The organism is Rhodococcus indonesiensis (assembly GCF_047782815.1).
In the GTDB taxonomy this organism is placed as follows: Bacteria; Actinomycetota; Actinomycetes; order Mycobacteriales; family Mycobacteriaceae; genus Rhodococcus; species Rhodococcus indonesiensis.
Genome location: NZ_CP180630.1, coordinates 4,490,102 through 4,504,794, shown reverse-complemented (window position 1 = coordinate 4,504,794; position 14,693 = coordinate 4,490,102). Strand labels below are relative to the sequence as shown.

Below are 14,693 nucleotides of genomic sequence, written 5' to 3'. Positions count from 1 at the left end.
TGCTGATCAGGCGATGCCGACGAGGCGGGTCGGGCCGAGGATGAGACGACCGTAATCCTTACCGTCACAACGGATCATCGAATCGTTCGACGTCGGGAGGGTCGGCAACGCGCGGAGGAGTCGACCGGTGCGGCAAGCGCGATGATCACACCGAACACACTGAGACAAAGGGCGCTTTCGGAAATTCGACAGGGGAGGGGTACCGCCGCCGACCGGACTATCCACAGCCGGGTTTGAGCCGGACGGCCGTCGGCGGTCACGGTGGGGCGTGCACCCGGGGGTGCGCCGACTCGCGTTCGCGTCACGGGAGAGCAGGCGCACGATCGGGTGCTCGCCGTCAGCGGGCTGTCGGAGCCTGTTAGCGGAGTTCGCGCTACTGGCGGGTAAATATGGTTCTTGTGTTCTCGCACGTAGCCTGATACTCGATGCAATACCGCACGCAAAGCACTTCGTGAAGCGGACCGAACTGACGTGGGAGACGAGACAAGAATGAGCGCCGATAAGCAGTCGACCATCATCTACACGTTGACCGACGAGGCACCGTTGCTCGCGACCTACGCCTTCCTGCCGATCGTGCGTACCTTCGCTGGTGCCGCGGGCATCGAGATCGAGTCCAGCGACATCTCGGTGCCGGCGCGGATCCTGGCCGAGTTCCCCGACCGCCTCACGGAAGAGCAGCGCGTCGCGGACAACCTTGCCGAGCTGGGTCGTCTGACGCAACTGGCCGAGACCAACATCATCAAACTGCCCAACATCAGCGCGTCTGTGCCGCAGCTCCTGGCCGCCATCAAGGAACTGCAGGGCAAGGGCTACCAGGTCCCGGATTTCCCGGACGCCCCGAAGACGGAAGAGGAGCGTGCCATCCGGGAGCGCTACGGCAAGATTCTCGGCAGTGCGGTCAACCCGGTCCTGCGTGAGGGCAACTCCGATCGGCGCGCACCCCGGGCGGTGAAGGAGTACGCCCGTAAGCACCCGCACAGCATGGGCGAGTGGTCGATGGCCTCACGCAGCCACGTCGCGCACATGCGGCACGGCGACTTCTACCACGGCGAGAAGTCGATGACGCTCGACCGGCCGCGCAAGGTCCGGATGGAGCTGGTGACCGAGGGCGGCGAGACGATCGTCCTCAAGCCCGAGGTGGACCTGGGTGAGGGCGACATCATGGACAGCATGTTCATGAGCAAGACGGCGTTGCTCGACTTCTACGAGGAGCAGATGGAGGATGCGCGCAAGACGGGCGTGATGTTCTCCCTCCACGTCAAGGCGACGATGATGAAGGTCTCGCACCCCATCGTCTTCGGCCACGCGGTGAAGACCTTTTACAAGGACGCCTTCGCCAAGCATCAGAAGCTGTTCGACGAACTGGGCGTCAACGTCAACAATGGTCTCGGCGACCTGTACGACAAGATCGAGACGCTGCCCAGCACGCAGCGCGACGAAATCAATCAGGACCTGCACAACTGCCATGAGCACCGTCCCGAGTTGGCCATGGTCGATTCCGCCCGCGGCATCTCGAACTTCCATTCACCCAGCGACGTCATCGTGGATGCCTCGATGCCCGCGATGATCCGCTCAGGCGGCAAGATGTACGGCGCCGACGGAAGACCCAAGGACGTGAAAGCGGTCATGCCGGAGTCTACTTTCGCGCGCATCTACCAGGAGATCATCAACTTCTGTAAGACCAACGGCGCGTTCGACCCGACGACCATGGGTACCGTCCCCAACGTCGGGCTTATGGCGCAGAAGGCCGAGGAGTACGGCTCGCATGACAAGACTTTCGAGATTCCAGAGCAGGGCGAAGCCAACTTCGTCGATGTCGACACCGGTGAGGTGCTGCTCACCCAGCATGTCGAGGCGGGTGACATCTGGCGCATGTGCACTGTCAAGGACGCGCCGGTCCGCGACTGGGTCAAGCTCGCGGTCACCCGGGCACGCAACTCCGGTATGCCGGTCCTGTTCTGGCTCGACCCGTACCGCCCTCACGAGAACGAGTTGATCAAGAAGGTCGAGCTGTACCTGCAGGATCATGACACCGAGGGCCTCGACATCCAGATCATGTCGCAGGTGCGCTCGATGCGGTACACGCTGGAGCGGCTGATCCGCGGGATGGACACTATCGCCGCGACCGGCAACATCCTGCGTGACTACCTCACCGACCTGTTCCCGATCCTCGAACTCGGTACGAGCGCCAAGATGCTGTCGATTGTGCCGCTGATGGCGGGCGGCGGCCTGTACGAGACGGGCGCCGGCGGGTCGGCGCCCAAGCACGTCAAGCAGTTGGTGGAGGAGAACCACCTGCGCTGGGATTCGCTCGGTGAGTTCCTGGCGTTGGCCGTAAGCCTGGAGGACCTCGGCATCAAGACTGGCAACGAGCGCGCCAAGATCCTGGCAAACACGCTCGATGCAGCGACCGGCAAGCTGCTGGAGACGAACAAGAGCCCGTCGCGCAAGACCGGCGAGCTCGACAACCGGGGCAGCCAGTTCTACCTCGCGATGTACTGGGCGCAGGAACTTGCCGCGCAGACCGAGGACCCGGAACTCGCAGAACAGTTCGCCCCGCTGGCCGAGGCGCTGGCCAGGGACGAGGACACGATCGTGCGGGAGCTGATCGAGGTGCAGGGCGCGCCGGTTGACATCGGCGGCTACTACAAGCCGGACCGGGATAAGACCGTGGCCGTGATGCGGCCGAGTCAGACCTTGAACACCGCGCTGGCGGCCGTCAACCCTGAGTCCGGAACCGCACCGTGACAGGTACACCTGCGTCCTTGTGAGTAAGGTCCGCCACTCCACGGCCGGTGCGACCGCGGGTCGTCGAGCAGACCGAAGTATGCACGGGCAGAGGGGAGGTCGACTGGCCCCCAAAACGGAGGGCCGGTCGACCTGCTCGCGTACTACGCGGACGACGGCCAGCATTGGTACGAAATCACACCGATGAGAACTGAGTTGACGAAGTTTGTCGATCATCAGATCGGTTGTGCCAAGGACCGCCCGGATCGCCGCCGACGCGCAGGGTGAGGACTACGACATCCCGGCCACCGCGAAGATCTCCCATCGCAATCCTCGCGCGAAGGTCCTCCAGATCCGGCTCAACGAGGACGAGTACACGCGCCTGGAAACCCTCGCCGCGGAGAAGGAACTGCCCGTCTCCACCGTCGCCCGCGCCTACCTGCTGAGGGCCCTGAAGAGCTGCGAGCCCGACCCCGGTGTCGAGGTCACTGCCGAGCAGCTCGAGATTCTGGCGCAGGTCCCGGAAGGCCTGTTCGATGTGCTCTCCGACATGCAATACGCCGCCCTTGCCGGAGCGGTCCCCGCCTCCTCCGGTACCGCCCGCAGGACGAGGATTCCCACGGCGGGCACGGCCCAGGGCAAAGCCAAGAACAAAACCAAGACTTCCCGGTAGGTGGACTTGTCCGACGCTCACTCCCGCACCGCAGCGCGGCTTTTCCTGCGCCTTCGCCCAAACATCCGTGTCGTCGAGCAGACGGTCCTGGCGGGATCAAAGTGAGCACCCGGTAGCGCGTGCGTGCGCCACGACTGACAGTCGACGCCGATCGACCAAGCGCCCGGCCGCCTGCGGGATCGAGTGTCCAGCGGCCCGTAGCGTGGCAATGCGCTGGCGTTCGAGCAGGCTCAGATACCGGGGAGGGGAGCGTGATGGGTGGTGTCGGTGGGGGCCGCGGATCGGGCGAGGACGCTCTGCCCAGCGGTGGTCAGTGGCCGTCGCCGAGCCGGCCGGAGAGCCGGTCGAGGCGGTCGAGGCTGGAGCCGTCGAGGCCGACGATCTCCACGTGCTTGCCCTTCGCCGCGTACTTGTGCCGGATCGCGTCGAGGGTGGCCACGGTGGACGCGTCCCAGATGTCGGCGCCGGTGAGGTCGATGACGACGTGGCGGGGGTCGCCGACGTAGTCGAACTGGTAGATCAGGTCGTTCGACGAGGCGAAGAACAGCTCGCCGTGCACCTTGTAGACGCGGGTGTCGACCGTGCCGTCGTGATCGGTGTCGGCCTCGGAGACCTTCTCGATGCTGATCATGTGGGCGACGCGGCGGGCGAAGAGCACCATGGCGGTGAGCACGCCGAGGATCACCCCGATCGCGAGGTTGTGGGTCGCGACGGTGGCAACCACGGTCACCAGCATCACCAGGGTTTCGCTGCGCGGCATCAGCTTCAGGGTGCGGAGGTGAATGCTGTGCCAGTCGAGGGTGGCGACCGACACCATGATCATCACCGCGACCAGGGCGGCCATCGGGATCAGCGCGACGACGTCGCCGAGCGCGACGACGAGGATCAGCAGGAACACCCCGGCCAGGAACGTGGAGATGCGGGTGCGGGCCCCGGAGACCTTGACGTTGATCATGGTCTGCCCGATCATCGCGCAGCCACCCATGCCGCCGAAGAACCCGGTGACCAGGTTGGCCACGCCCTGTCCCCACCCCTCGCGGGTCTTGTTCGAGTGGGTGTCGGTGATGTCGTCGACGAGCTTGGCGGTCATGAGCGATTCGAGCAGGCCGACCAGCGCCATCGCCAGCGCGTAGGGGGCGATGATCGACAGGGTCTCGGTGGTGAGCGGCACGTCGGGGACGAAGAGCATCGGAAGCGACTCGGGCAGCTCACCCTCGTCGCCGACGTTCGGCACCTCCCACCCGAAGACGAGCACGGCGGCGGTGAGTGCCACGATCGCCACCAGCGGCGCCGGCACCACCGAGGTGAGCTTCGGCAGCAGGAACATCACCGCCAGCCCCACCGCGACCAGGGGATAGACCAGCCAGGGCACGTCGATCAGGTGCGGCAACTGCGCGGTGAAGATCAAGACGGCCAGGGCGTTGACGAAGCCGACCATGACACTGCGCGGGATGAACCGCATCAGCTTGGCCACCCCCAGCACCGAGAGCGCCACCTGGAAGATGCCGCCCAGGATGACGGTGGCGACGAGATAGTCGAAGCCGTGCTCACGGGCCACCGGCGCGACGACCAACGCGATCGCGGCGGTGGCAGCGGAGATCATCGCCGGCCGCCCGCCGACGATCGAGATGGTGACCGCCATGGTGAAGGAGGCGAACAACCCCACCCGCGGGTCCACCCCGGCGATGATGGAGAACGAGATCGCCTCGGGGATCAGCGCCAGTGCCACGACCAATCCCGCGAGGATCTCGGTCTTCAGGCGGTTCGGGGAACGCAGGGCGCCGCGCACCGAGAGAGCGGGGTCGGCGTCCGCCTCGGGGACGGCCGGCGCGCTGCCGGCAGGAGTGGTCACAGTCGGGTCTTCTTTCCAGCGGTGGGATGGGGACCGGGGTCGAGGCGCCCGTGCGGGGACGGGACGGCGTCGTCGCGTCAGCGGAACCCCCGGAACTCTACCCTCCGGTGAGGGTAGAGTTCGAATCGAGGGTCGGACGGCTCGCTACGGTGGAGGCGGACCGGGAGGAAAGGGTGCGGCTGTGACCATCGATTCGGGGCATATGCAGATCGGGCAGGTGGCCTCGCGCACCGAACTGTCGATCAAGACCATCCGCCACTACGACGAGGTGGGCCTGGTCACCCCGTCCGCCCGCAGCAGCGGCGGGTTCCGTCTCTACACCGACGACGACGTGCGGCGACTGCTGGTGATCCGGCGGATGAAGCCGCTCGGATTCACCCTCGAGGAGATGCGCGAATTGCTCGCCGCTCTCGATCGGATCGCCGACGCCGCGACGTCCGGGCAGGCGGCCGCCGACGCCCGCGGCGTGCTGGCGGAGTTCCACCGGCGAGCCGAGGACAGTTGTGCCCGTCTGCGCACCCAGCTTGCGTATGCGGAGGAACTGACTGCCATCCTGGGCGAGCACGCCACCGGTGACTGACCCTCGCGGCGACGACGATCCACTGAGGCGCGGAGGTCGACCGCGGCGTCGGTTACCGCCCGCTCGCCTGTACCGGCCGGGTGTCCCGTTCGGCGAGCCGATCGACGAACGGCACGATCTTCGTGGCGACAGCGGCGTTGTAGGCCTGCGGTTGCTGGATCGGGTCGGCGTGCCCGGTGCCGGCCAACCGGACCACCAGCAGCGATCCCCTCGAACCGCCGACCCGCTCGAACAGCACCCGCTGGCTGTAGTCCACGTCGACGACGTCGTCGTCGGTGCCGCGCCCGGGCCGCACGAAGACCACCGCCGGACCGCGACTGTCCCCGCGACGTGACGCCAGCGCCCCCAGATCGTCGAGCGCACCCGAGGCGACGATGGCCTCGAACTGGGACTCGATCAGCCCGGTACTGGCCACGTCGGGGGCGAAGATCTTGTCCTCGAGCACTTCGGTGACCGCGTCGACCAGCCCACCGGGATCGACGGTGGGGAAGCCGTGCGGATGCGGAACGACGTAGCGGTCCTTGCGGGCGGCGGTCTCGACCACCAGTCGCAGGGTGCGGCTCTCACGCGCCCCGGGCACCCACCCCACCCAGCGCAGCAGATCCTCCCCGGCGTCGCGCTTGTCGGCCCGCACCGCGTGCAGATCGACGGGCGTGCAGTCCAGGATCACCGCCAGCAGATCCAGGTCCGGGTCGGCGACGATGTGCCCGGCCACCTCGAGGGCGATGATGCCGCCCATGCTGTGCCCGGTCAGCACGACGCGTTCCACCCCGGCCTGCTCCGCGTGGTCGACGATCATCCGGCTGATCACCGCGGTGTCGAGACCGCTGTTGTCGTACTGCACCGCCCACACCTGCCCGAGCGCGGCCAGCGCCGGGAGGGCGACGGCGGTGTCGGTGGCATCGAGATTGCCGAGTCCGACCATGCTCACCACCGCGGTGGCACGATCGGCCGGATCCGCGGCGTCGAAGACCGGATGCAGGTGCGGCCGGGTGTGGGCCAGCCGGTCGCGTTCGGGGGCGACGTCGTGGATCCAGTACTGCCCGCCCAGGATCGAGACCGGGACCGCCAGCAGCGCCAGCCACGCGAGACCGCGGCGCGCGCGCCCGAACCGCCGCCAGCGGTGCCCGAGCCGGGTGGAGCGCAGGCACTCTTTGCGACGCTCGTTGCTCCAGTCCGTCACCGGGCACGGCGCGAGGGACCGATCGTGCACCATGTGTGATCGAGCTTAGTCGCCGAGCCCGGCCGCCTGCCCCCGTCGCCGGGGGCCTCGAGCCGCGGGACCGCCCGGGGCGGGTTGTTAGTCTCTACCCCGTGCTGCTCTCCGATCGCGACATCCGCGCCGAGGTCGCCTCCGGGCGTCTCGGCATCGACCCCTTCGACGTCGCGATGGTGCAGCCGTCGAGCGTGGACGTGCGGCTCGACAGCCTGTTCCGGGTCTTCAACAACACCCGCTACACGCACATCGACCCTGCGCTGCGACAGGACGAACTCACCTCGCTCGTGCAGGCCCCGCCCGGGGAGCCGTTCGTCCTGCACCCGGGGGAGTTCGTGCTCGGGTCGACGATGGAGACGTGCAGCCTGCCCGACGATCTCGCCGGTCGTCTCGAGGGCAAGTCGTCGCTCGGCCGGCTCGGGCTGCTGACTCATTCCACGGCCGGATTCATCGACCCGGGCTTCAGCGGGCACATCACCCTCGAGCTCTCCAACGTCGCCAACCTGCCGATCACGCTGTGGCCGGGGATGAAGATCGGGCAGCTGTGCCTGTTCCGGCTGACCAGCCCCGCCGAGCACCCCTACGGCAGCGCCGCCGTCGGCTCCAAGTACCAGGGCCAGCGCGGGCCGACGCCGTCGAAGGCGTATCTCAACTTCGTGCGCGAGCATCCCGACGCCCGGCCGAGCTGACCGGGCGCCCGCCGCGCCGGCTCGTGCCGTTCAGCCGCCGAGATTCGCGACGGTCGCCTCGAGCGTCGTGGCGTGGAGTTCGAGATCGGTGTCGTTGTAGTCCCGGTCTTTCGGCAACTGCCCGCGCAGCTCGTCGCGGGTGACGATCACCAGCGCGCGGTTCTCGTCGCTCAGCTCGTCCGCGGCGACGACCTGCGGCCGGCCGCCCTGCAGGATCAGCGTCGCACCGTCGAGCGACGACTCGAGCAGCGTGCGCAGCGTGTCCGCGGTGACATGCGTGTTCACGGGCTTGTCTCCTCCGGTCGTGGTCTTCGCTGCCCGAGGCGTACCCGTCCGGTTGCGATTCAATCGCAACGACCGTCCTTGTGCCCGATTCCGCACCCGGCGCTGCCACACTGGGGAACCATGCGCGCCACGAATGTGGACGAGGTGCTCACGATCCTCGACGGGATCGTGGCCGGCGCCCGCAGCGCCGAGGACCCGCGCGGGTACTTTGCGGCGCTGTACCGGCAGGTGACGCTCGAGGTCCGCACCCGCATCGTGGACGGCTGGTTCGACGACGGCCCGCGGATGAGCCGGTTCGACGCCCTGTTCGCCAACCGCTACTTCGACGCCTACCTCGCGGATGCGGCAGCGGCCCGGTGCTGGCGTGTCGCGTTCGACGCCGTCCGCTCGGGGCAATCCGTGATCCTGCAGAACCTGCTGCTCGGCATCAACGCCCACATCAATCTCGACCTCGCCGTGGTGACCGGACAGACCTTCCAGGGCGCCGCGCTCGCCGGCTTCCACGACGACTTCGTCCGCATCAACGACATCCTCTCCTCGTTGATCCCCCGGGTGCGCGCCACAATCGGGCAGTTCTCACCGCTGCTGGGTCTGCTCGGCGACTTCGGGGACAGTTCGGACCGCATACTCGACTTCAGCCTCGACCGCGCCCGGGACAACGCGTGGAACGCGGCGACGCTGATCGCCGCTCTTCCACCGCAGCAGCGGCCGCTCATGGAGACCCAGCTCGACAACTCCGCCGCAGTTCTCGGCCAGTTGATTGCCAGACCCGAAGAACCGCTCGCCACCTGGATCCGGATGATCCGGCGCACGGAGAGCAAGCACGCGCCGTCCCGCATCATCGCCGCCCTCGACAGCATCGTGGCCTGAGCGGGGACACGTTGCGATTACCGCCGACGCTCCGTGATGTGCGGCATAGGGTGGGAGCACGGGGAGCCAGACTCCTTTCCCGGATGCTGCAGGAGGGGGCGGCCATGGACGGGTGCGAACGGATCGTCCCGAGCGGCGGACGCGACCTCGGGGGTGGGCGATGACCGCGGGTCCCGCCGACCTCGTCCTCGCCGGTGGCGGGGTGAAAGGCATCGGACTGGCCGGCGCCGTCGTCGCTCTCGCCGACGCCGGGTACCGGCTCAACCGGGTCTCGGGAACGTCGGCGGGTGCGGTGGTCGGCGCCGTCGTCGCGGCCGGATCGAAGGCCGGGTGGACGGGCGAACAGATGCGCGACGCCGTCTTCGGCCTCGAGTACCACAAGTTCCTCGACTCGGGTCCGGTCGAACGGATTCCCCTGCTGGGCCCCGCGATCGGGGTGCTGCGCGGATCGGGCATCTATCGCGGCGACTACGCCCACGCCTGGATCCGGGACACACTGAAGGATCTGGGCATCAGTACGTTCGGGGATCTGCGCATCGCCGACGACCAGATCCCCGAGGAACGACGGTACCGCCTGGTGGTCACGGTCACGGACATCACGCGCGGGCTGCTGGTCCGGCTGCCGTGGGACTACCGCTCGGTCTACGGGCTCGACCCGGACGAGCAGTCGGTGGCCGACGCCGTGCGCGCGTCCATGTCGATCCCCTTCTACTTCCGGCCTGCGACACTCACGGCCACATCCGGGTTGCGGTCGACGCTGGTCGACGGCGGGTTGCTGTCGAACTTCCCCATCGACTCGCTCGACCGGATCGACACCGACCAGCCCCGCTGGCCCACGTTCGGTGTCACCGTGTTGCCGAACCTGCCCGCCGGCAACGACAAGGTCCTGCCACCGCTGCGGCTGCTGCGTCCGTTCTCGGCGCTCGGCGACTCCCCGGAGCTGATCGAGGGCATCGTCACCACCGTCCTCGTCGGCCGCGACCAGGCGCATCTCAACCAGCCGTGGGTGAGCGCCCGCACGATCCGCGTCGACTCCACCGAGGTCGGCGTCCTGGACTTCGACATCGACAAGTCCGAGATCGAGGCGCAGTTCGCCAAGGGGTACGAGGCAGCGCAGGGTTTCCTGTCCACCTGGAACTGGGTGGAGTACGTCAAACGCTACCGATCCCACGGAAAGCGATGGTGATGTCGTGACTGCCGACGGACTCGAAAGACTTTTCGCCACTTCGAAGATCGGTGCCCTCGTCACTCTGAAGAGGGACGGGCGGCCGCAGCTGTCCAACATCGTCTACCACTACGACCCGGGCGCCCGGACCTTCGCGGTCTCCGTCACCGACGGCCGAGCCAAGACCGCGAACGTGCGCCGCGACCCGCGCGTGAGCCTGTACGTCAGCGCCGCCGACGGCTGGGCGTACGCGGTCGCCGAGGGCACGGCCGAGCTGTCGCCCGTCGCGGCGGATCCGCACGACGCCACCGTCGAGGACCTCGTCGCGCTGTACCGGACGGTGCAGGGCGAACATCCGGACTGGGACGAGTTCCGGGCCGCGATGGTCGCCGATCGCCGGCTCGTGCTGCGGATGCGGGTGGAACGGTTCTACGGTATGGCCGGGCCGACGGGCTGATCCGGACGAAGGGGGAGACGATGCCGCGTGCGTCGACAGAGTTCGCCACCACCGCCGAGGGAGAGCGGTTTCTCCGCGCCTACGATGCCGTGCTCGCGAAGTGGCCGGCAGATGTCCGCGCGGTGACGGTCGAATCGGACTTCGGCACAACGCATGTCAATGTCTGCGGCCCCGAGGACGCGCCGCCGGTCGTCCTGCTGCCCGGCGGGGGAGCGACGTCGGCGGTGTGGTTCGCCAATGCCGCGGCGCTCGCCGGACGGTACCGGGTCCTGGCCGTGGATCCGCTCGGTGACGTGGGCCGGAGCATCGCGCAAGGAAAGCCGATGCGCGGCGTGGACGATCTGCGGGTGTGGCTCGACGGCGTCGCCGCGGCGCTCGGTGTGTCGTCGTTCCACCTGGTCGGCCACTCGTACGGGGCGATGGTCGCGCTCGCCTACGCACTCGAACGCCCCGAGCGGATCCGGAACATGGTGTTGCTCGATCCGAATTCGTGCTTCGCCCGAATGCGCGCCGGGTACCTGACTCGCGCGGTCCCGCTGCTGCTGCGGCCCAGCGGCGACCGTCAGCGCCGATTCCTGCGCTGGGAGACCGGCGGCCGGCCACTCGACGAGGACTGGCTCGAGCTCGTCGCCCTCGGTGCCGAGCACTTCCCGACGGGCAAGCTCGTCGTCCCGAAACGCCCCGCACGCCGCGCCCTCGCCGGGCTCGCGGTGGACACGACGGTCGTCCTCGCGGCCGGCAGCAAGGTCCACGACGGCGCGAAGGTGGCGGCCGCGGTCGCGGCCGCGAATCCGCGGTTGCGAGCGGTGCTCGTCGAGGGCGCGACGCACCACACGATGCCCATGGTCCCGGCCGCGGAGGTCAACGCCGCCCTCCTCGGCGCGCTCGGCTGACCACCGATTCCCGCGCGGTCTCGTTCAGTGGGAACGGCGATGTGCGGCACGTCACAACCCCTTAGGTTCGGTCGGCAACAGGGCCGTGCGCATCGTCGTCCGTCCTGAAATCGACTGTGCGCGCGAGCGCTTCGAGGAAGGGGTGAGATGCCGGTCGCTATGGGCAGGTTTGCCGTCCGGCGGTGGACGGCCGCCGTCGGGACGTGCGCGGTGCTGGTGGCCGCATGCGGCTCCGAGGTGTCCGAGAACTCGGGGGTCGCCGATCCCGCGATTCCGCTGCGCTACGCGACGGTCTTCGGCGCGTCCTCCTTCGACCCGCACAAGACGAAGATCACCAGTGACGCCACGATGCTCAACCTGGTCTACGACCGGCTCGTGCACCGCGACGTCGACGCACAACCCGTCCCCGGCCTGGCCGAATCGTGGGAGCTGACCGACGAGTCGCTCACCTTGCATCTGCGTGAGGGGGTGAGCTTCGCCGACGGTTCCCCGGTGGACGCAGCCGCCGTCCAGGCCAACCTGAACCGCGCGCTCGAACCGGACTCGGTGACGGCACCGATGCTCGCCGGGGTCACCGGCATCACGACCCCCGACGAGCGCACCGTCGTGCTCGCCCTGGACCGGCCCGGCGCGCAACTCGTCCTCGCACTGTCCGACCTGCCCGGAATGATCGTCGACCCCGACGCTTTCGGCACCCCCGAGAAGAACGCCGCGCTGGCGCTCACCCCGGCCGGCGCCGGCCGCTACACGGTGACCCGCGCACAGCCGGGCGCCGAGTACGAGTTCACGGCCCGGCCCGGCTACTGGGATCCCGACGCGGTCCGCACGGACAGTGTGGTGTGGACGGTGATGACCGACCCGCAGGCCCGGCTCGCCGGCGTCACCTCCGGAGACCTGCACGCCGCCATCACGACCCCGCTGACCATCGATGCCGCCGAGCAGCAGGGCCTGCGGGTCGAGACGGCCCTGCGGCTCGACCACATGGCCGTCAACCTCAACCGGTCGCGCGGAGAGTTCGGCAAGCTCGAGGTGCGGCAGGCGCTGGCGTACGCGATCGACCGGCAGGCCATCGCCGACACCGCGATGGAAGGTCACGCCGAGGCCGCGACCCAGAACTTCCCGAAGGACTACTTCGCCTACGATCCCGACCTGGCCGGCGCCTACCCGTACGACCCCGACCGGGCACGGGAGCTCCTGGCGCAGGCAGGACTGCCGAACGGGTTCTCCTTCACCGCGATCCTGCTCAACCTGCCCGAGAACGTGCAGGTGGCGCAGATCGTGCAGCAACAGCTCGCCGAGGTCGGCATCGACATGCAGCTGAAGCCGATGCCGCCGTCCGAAGCCTCCCCGACGTTCAACCGCGGCGACGCCGACGCCATCGTCACCACCTTCACCGGCCGGTCCGATCCCGCTCTGCTGTTCTCCGCGCTGTACGGGGTGCAGTCGCCGCAGAACCCGTCCCGCAGCACGGCTCCCGGATTCCAGGAAGCCCTGGATGCGGCCAACCGCGAGTTCGACCTCCAGGCGCGTGCCGACAAGCTCGGCGACGTGTCGAAACTCGTCAGCGACAACGCGCTCGCAATCCCGCTGGTGTTCTTCGAACTCGGCTCCACCCTGACCGACGAGGTCGTGGGCTACGAACCCACCCTGCTCGTCGACGAGTGGCGCGGCGTCGGCGTCGCCGCCCCGTGAACCGTTCGACGAACCGAATCACCCCGAGGACTGTCATGTTTCGCAGATCGATGAAGGCCGCCCTGTCCGTGCTCGCCGTGACCGTCGCGGTGGCCGGGTGCGGCAGCTCCGCGGCGACGGACGTCGCACAGACCGCCGACCCGAACGCGACGTTGCGCTACGCCACCACCTACGGCGCGTCGTCGTTCGACCCGCACAAGACGAGAATCACCAGCGACTCGATCATGCTCAATCTGGTCTACGACCGGCTGGTGCACCGTGACCGGGACGCGAACCCGATTCCCGGGCTCGCCGAGTCGTGGGAGTTCGCCGACGACGGCTCCACCCTGACGCTGCGTCTGCGGCAGGACGTGACGTTCTCCGACGGCACCCCGTTCGACGCGGCCGCGGTGGTGGCCAACCTCGAACGCGCGATGCAGCCCGACTCGATCACCGCCGCCATGCTCGCCGGTGTCGCCGCGGTCGAGGCGCCCGACCCGCAGACCGTGGTGCTGCGGCTCGACGGTCCGGGCGGGCAGCTCGTGCTCACCCTCTCCGACCTGCCCGGAATGATGGTCAACCCCAACGCGTTCGGCACCTCCGACAAGGACGCCGCCCTCGTACTGACCCCGGCCGGCACCGGCCGATACACCGTCGCGCAGGCACAGCCCGGTGCGCAGTACGAATTCGTCGCCCGGGACGGCTACTGGGATCCGGAGGCGGTGCAGTCCCGCGCCTTCGAGTGGATCGTCATGACCGATCCGCAGACCCGGGTGAGCGCGGTGGCCTCCGGCCAGCTCGACGCCGCGATCGCCACGCCGCTGTCCGTCGACCCGGCCGAGCAGCAGGGCCTCGAAGCGGACGTGCAGACCACCCTCAACAACTACGTGCTCAACCTCAATCGGACCCGCAGCGAATTCGGCCGGCTCGAGGTGCGGCAGGCCCTCGCCCACGCCGTCGACCGGGAAGCCGTGGTCGAGACCGCCCTCGAGGGACACGGCGAAGCCGCCAGCCAGAACTTCCCCTCCGGGTACTTCGCGCACAACGCCGCCCTCGACGGCCAGTACGCCTTCGACCCCGAACGCGCGAAGGCCCTGCTCGCGCAGGCCGGTGTGCCGAACGGATTCTCGTTCGTCGCCGGCGCGTCGAACCTGCCGGAGAACCAGCTCATCGCGCAGATCATGCAGGAACAGCTGGCGCGGGTGGGCATCACGATGGAGATCCGGTCGATGACGCCGACCGACCTCAATCCCGCGTTCAACCGCGGTGAACTCGACGCCATCCTCACCACCCTGACCGGTCGCGCCGAACCGTCGCTGCTGCTGACGTCGTACTACGGGCAGGACTCGCCGCAGAACCCGTCGCACGACGACATCCCCGGCTTCCGGGAGGCGATGGAGGCGGCCAACCGGGCCACCGACCCCGACGAACGGGCCGCTCTGCTCGGGGAGGTCAACGCCGTGGTGATGGACCACGCCGCGATGCTGCCCGTCGCGTTCGCCGAACTCGGCGCGATCACCTCCGGCACCGTCGTCGGCTACGAGCCGAGCCGGGTGCTCGACGAGTGGCGCGGCGTGGGAGTGGCCGCACCGTAACGCCCGTCTCCATCCCCTGA

13 protein-coding genes are annotated in these 14,693 nt (G+C 68.5%); 10 read left to right on the top strand and 3 right to left on the bottom strand.

The window, feature by feature from the left end; genetic code table 11:
- Positions 1–489: 489 nt before the first annotated feature.
- Both ACM26Y_RS20560 and ACM26Y_RS20555 read left to right on the top strand, forming a co-directional pair.
- The gene (locus ACM26Y_RS20560) at positions 490–2,748 is read left to right on the top strand and encodes an NADP-dependent isocitrate dehydrogenase (protein ID WP_234574764.1); all 2,259 of its coding nucleotides are present in this window, start codon (positions 490–492) and stop codon (positions 2,746–2,748) included.
- Positions 2,749–2,974: 226 nt separating this feature from the next.
- Positions 2,975–3,400 carry a hypothetical protein gene (locus ACM26Y_RS20555; protein ID WP_416061782.1) on the top strand — a complete coding sequence of 142 codons (426 nt, stop codon included), beginning with the start codon at positions 2,975–2,977 and terminating at the stop codon, positions 3,398–3,400.
- Positions 3,401–3,710: 310 nt separating this feature from the next.
- On the opposite strand, the gene ACM26Y_RS20550 is transcribed toward ACM26Y_RS20555, so the two are convergent.
- Complete coding sequence (locus tag ACM26Y_RS20550) at positions 3,711–5,252, bottom strand: SulP family inorganic anion transporter (RefSeq protein WP_416061781.1); 1,542 nt, start codon at positions 5,250–5,252, stop codon at positions 3,711–3,713.
- A 202-nt stretch (positions 5,253–5,454) separates the two neighbouring features.
- On the opposite strand from ACM26Y_RS20550, the gene ACM26Y_RS20545 reads away from it, so the two are divergent.
- A complete protein-coding gene (locus ACM26Y_RS20545; RefSeq protein WP_416063720.1) occupies positions 5,455–5,832 on the top strand; it encodes a MerR family transcriptional regulator in 378 nt (125 codons plus the stop codon).
- A 52-nt stretch (positions 5,833–5,884) separates the two neighbouring features.
- Here ACM26Y_RS20545 and ACM26Y_RS20540 read toward each other — a convergent pair whose 3' ends face one another.
- Positions 5,885–7,048 (bottom strand): alpha/beta fold hydrolase, encoded by a 1,164-nt coding sequence (locus tag ACM26Y_RS20540; protein ID WP_416061780.1) that lies wholly within the window; start codon positions 7,046–7,048, stop codon positions 5,885–5,887.
- A gap of 98 nt (positions 7,049–7,146) precedes the next feature.
- On the opposite strand from ACM26Y_RS20540, the gene dcd reads away from it, so the two are divergent.
- Entirely contained in the window at positions 7,147–7,737 is a 591-nt protein-coding gene (dcd, locus tag ACM26Y_RS20535) for a dCTP deaminase (RefSeq protein WP_003934612.1), read from the top strand.
- A gap of 30 nt (positions 7,738–7,767) precedes the next feature.
- Here the strand turns inward: dcd and ACM26Y_RS20530 are convergent, their stop codons facing one another.
- Positions 7,768–8,022 (bottom strand): hypothetical protein, encoded by a 255-nt coding sequence (locus ACM26Y_RS20530; RefSeq protein ID WP_003934611.1) that lies wholly within the window; start codon positions 8,020–8,022, stop codon positions 7,768–7,770.
- 120 nt (positions 8,023–8,142) lie between these two features.
- Between ACM26Y_RS20530 and ACM26Y_RS20525 the strand changes: the two genes are divergently transcribed.
- The 6 genes from ACM26Y_RS20525 (at position 8,143) to ACM26Y_RS20500 (ending at position 14,673) form a co-directional block, all read left to right on the top strand.
- Positions 8,143–8,892 (top strand): DUF5995 family protein, encoded by a 750-nt coding sequence (locus ACM26Y_RS20525; protein ID WP_416061779.1) that lies wholly within the window; start codon positions 8,143–8,145, stop codon positions 8,890–8,892.
- 160 nt (positions 8,893–9,052) lie between these two features.
- On the top strand, positions 9,053–10,078 hold the full coding sequence (locus tag ACM26Y_RS20520) for a patatin-like phospholipase family protein (RefSeq protein WP_003934609.1): 1,026 nt from the start codon (positions 9,053–9,055) through the stop codon (positions 10,076–10,078).
- A 4-nt stretch (positions 10,079–10,082) separates the two neighbouring features.
- The gene (locus ACM26Y_RS20515; RefSeq protein ID WP_416061778.1) at positions 10,083–10,514 is read left to right on the top strand and encodes a PPOX class F420-dependent oxidoreductase; all 432 of its coding nucleotides are present in this window, start codon (positions 10,083–10,085) and stop codon (positions 10,512–10,514) included.
- A 20-nt stretch (positions 10,515–10,534) separates the two neighbouring features.
- On the top strand, positions 10,535–11,407 hold the full coding sequence (locus ACM26Y_RS20510; RefSeq protein ID WP_416061777.1) for an alpha/beta fold hydrolase: 873 nt from the start codon (positions 10,535–10,537) through the stop codon (positions 11,405–11,407).
- A 147-nt stretch (positions 11,408–11,554) separates the two neighbouring features.
- Entirely contained in the window at positions 11,555–13,099 is a 1,545-nt protein-coding gene (locus tag ACM26Y_RS20505; protein WP_416061776.1) for an ABC transporter substrate-binding protein, read from the top strand.
- A 50-nt stretch (positions 13,100–13,149) separates the two neighbouring features.
- Positions 13,150–14,673, top strand: coding sequence for an ABC transporter substrate-binding protein (locus ACM26Y_RS20500; RefSeq protein ID WP_416063719.1), 1,524 nt, complete (start codon positions 13,150–13,152; stop codon positions 14,671–14,673).
- The last annotated feature ends 20 nt before the right edge of the window (positions 14,674–14,693 follow it).

Bases quoted from the DNA above. Each gene is read 5' to 3' on its own strand.
- ACM26Y_RS20545 (WP_416063720.1), top strand. From the start codon at position 5,455: ATGCAGATCGGGCAGGTGGCCTCGCGCACCGAACTGTCGATCAAGACC.
- ACM26Y_RS20525 (WP_416061779.1), top strand. From the start codon at position 8,143: ATGCGCGCCACGAATGTGGACGAGGTGCTCACGATCCTCGACGGGATC.
- ACM26Y_RS20505 (WP_416061776.1), top strand. From the start codon at position 11,555: ATGCCGGTCGCTATGGGCAGGTTTGCCGTCCGGCGGTGGACGGCCGCC.
- ACM26Y_RS20510 (WP_416061777.1), top strand. From the start codon at position 10,535: ATGCCGCGTGCGTCGACAGAGTTCGCCACCACCGCCGAGGGAGAGCGG.
- ACM26Y_RS20560 (WP_234574764.1), top strand. From the start codon at position 490: ATGAGCGCCGATAAGCAGTCGACCATCATCTACACGTTGACCGACGAG.
- ACM26Y_RS20520 (WP_003934609.1), top strand. From the start codon at position 9,053: ATGACCGCGGGTCCCGCCGACCTCGTCCTCGCCGGTGGCGGGGTGAAA.
- ACM26Y_RS20540 (WP_416061780.1), bottom strand. From the start codon at position 7,048: ATGGTGCACGATCGGTCCCTCGCGCCGTGCCCGGTGACGGACTGGAGC.
- ACM26Y_RS20500 (WP_416063719.1), top strand. From the start codon at position 13,150: ATGAAGGCCGCCCTGTCCGTGCTCGCCGTGACCGTCGCGGTGGCCGGG.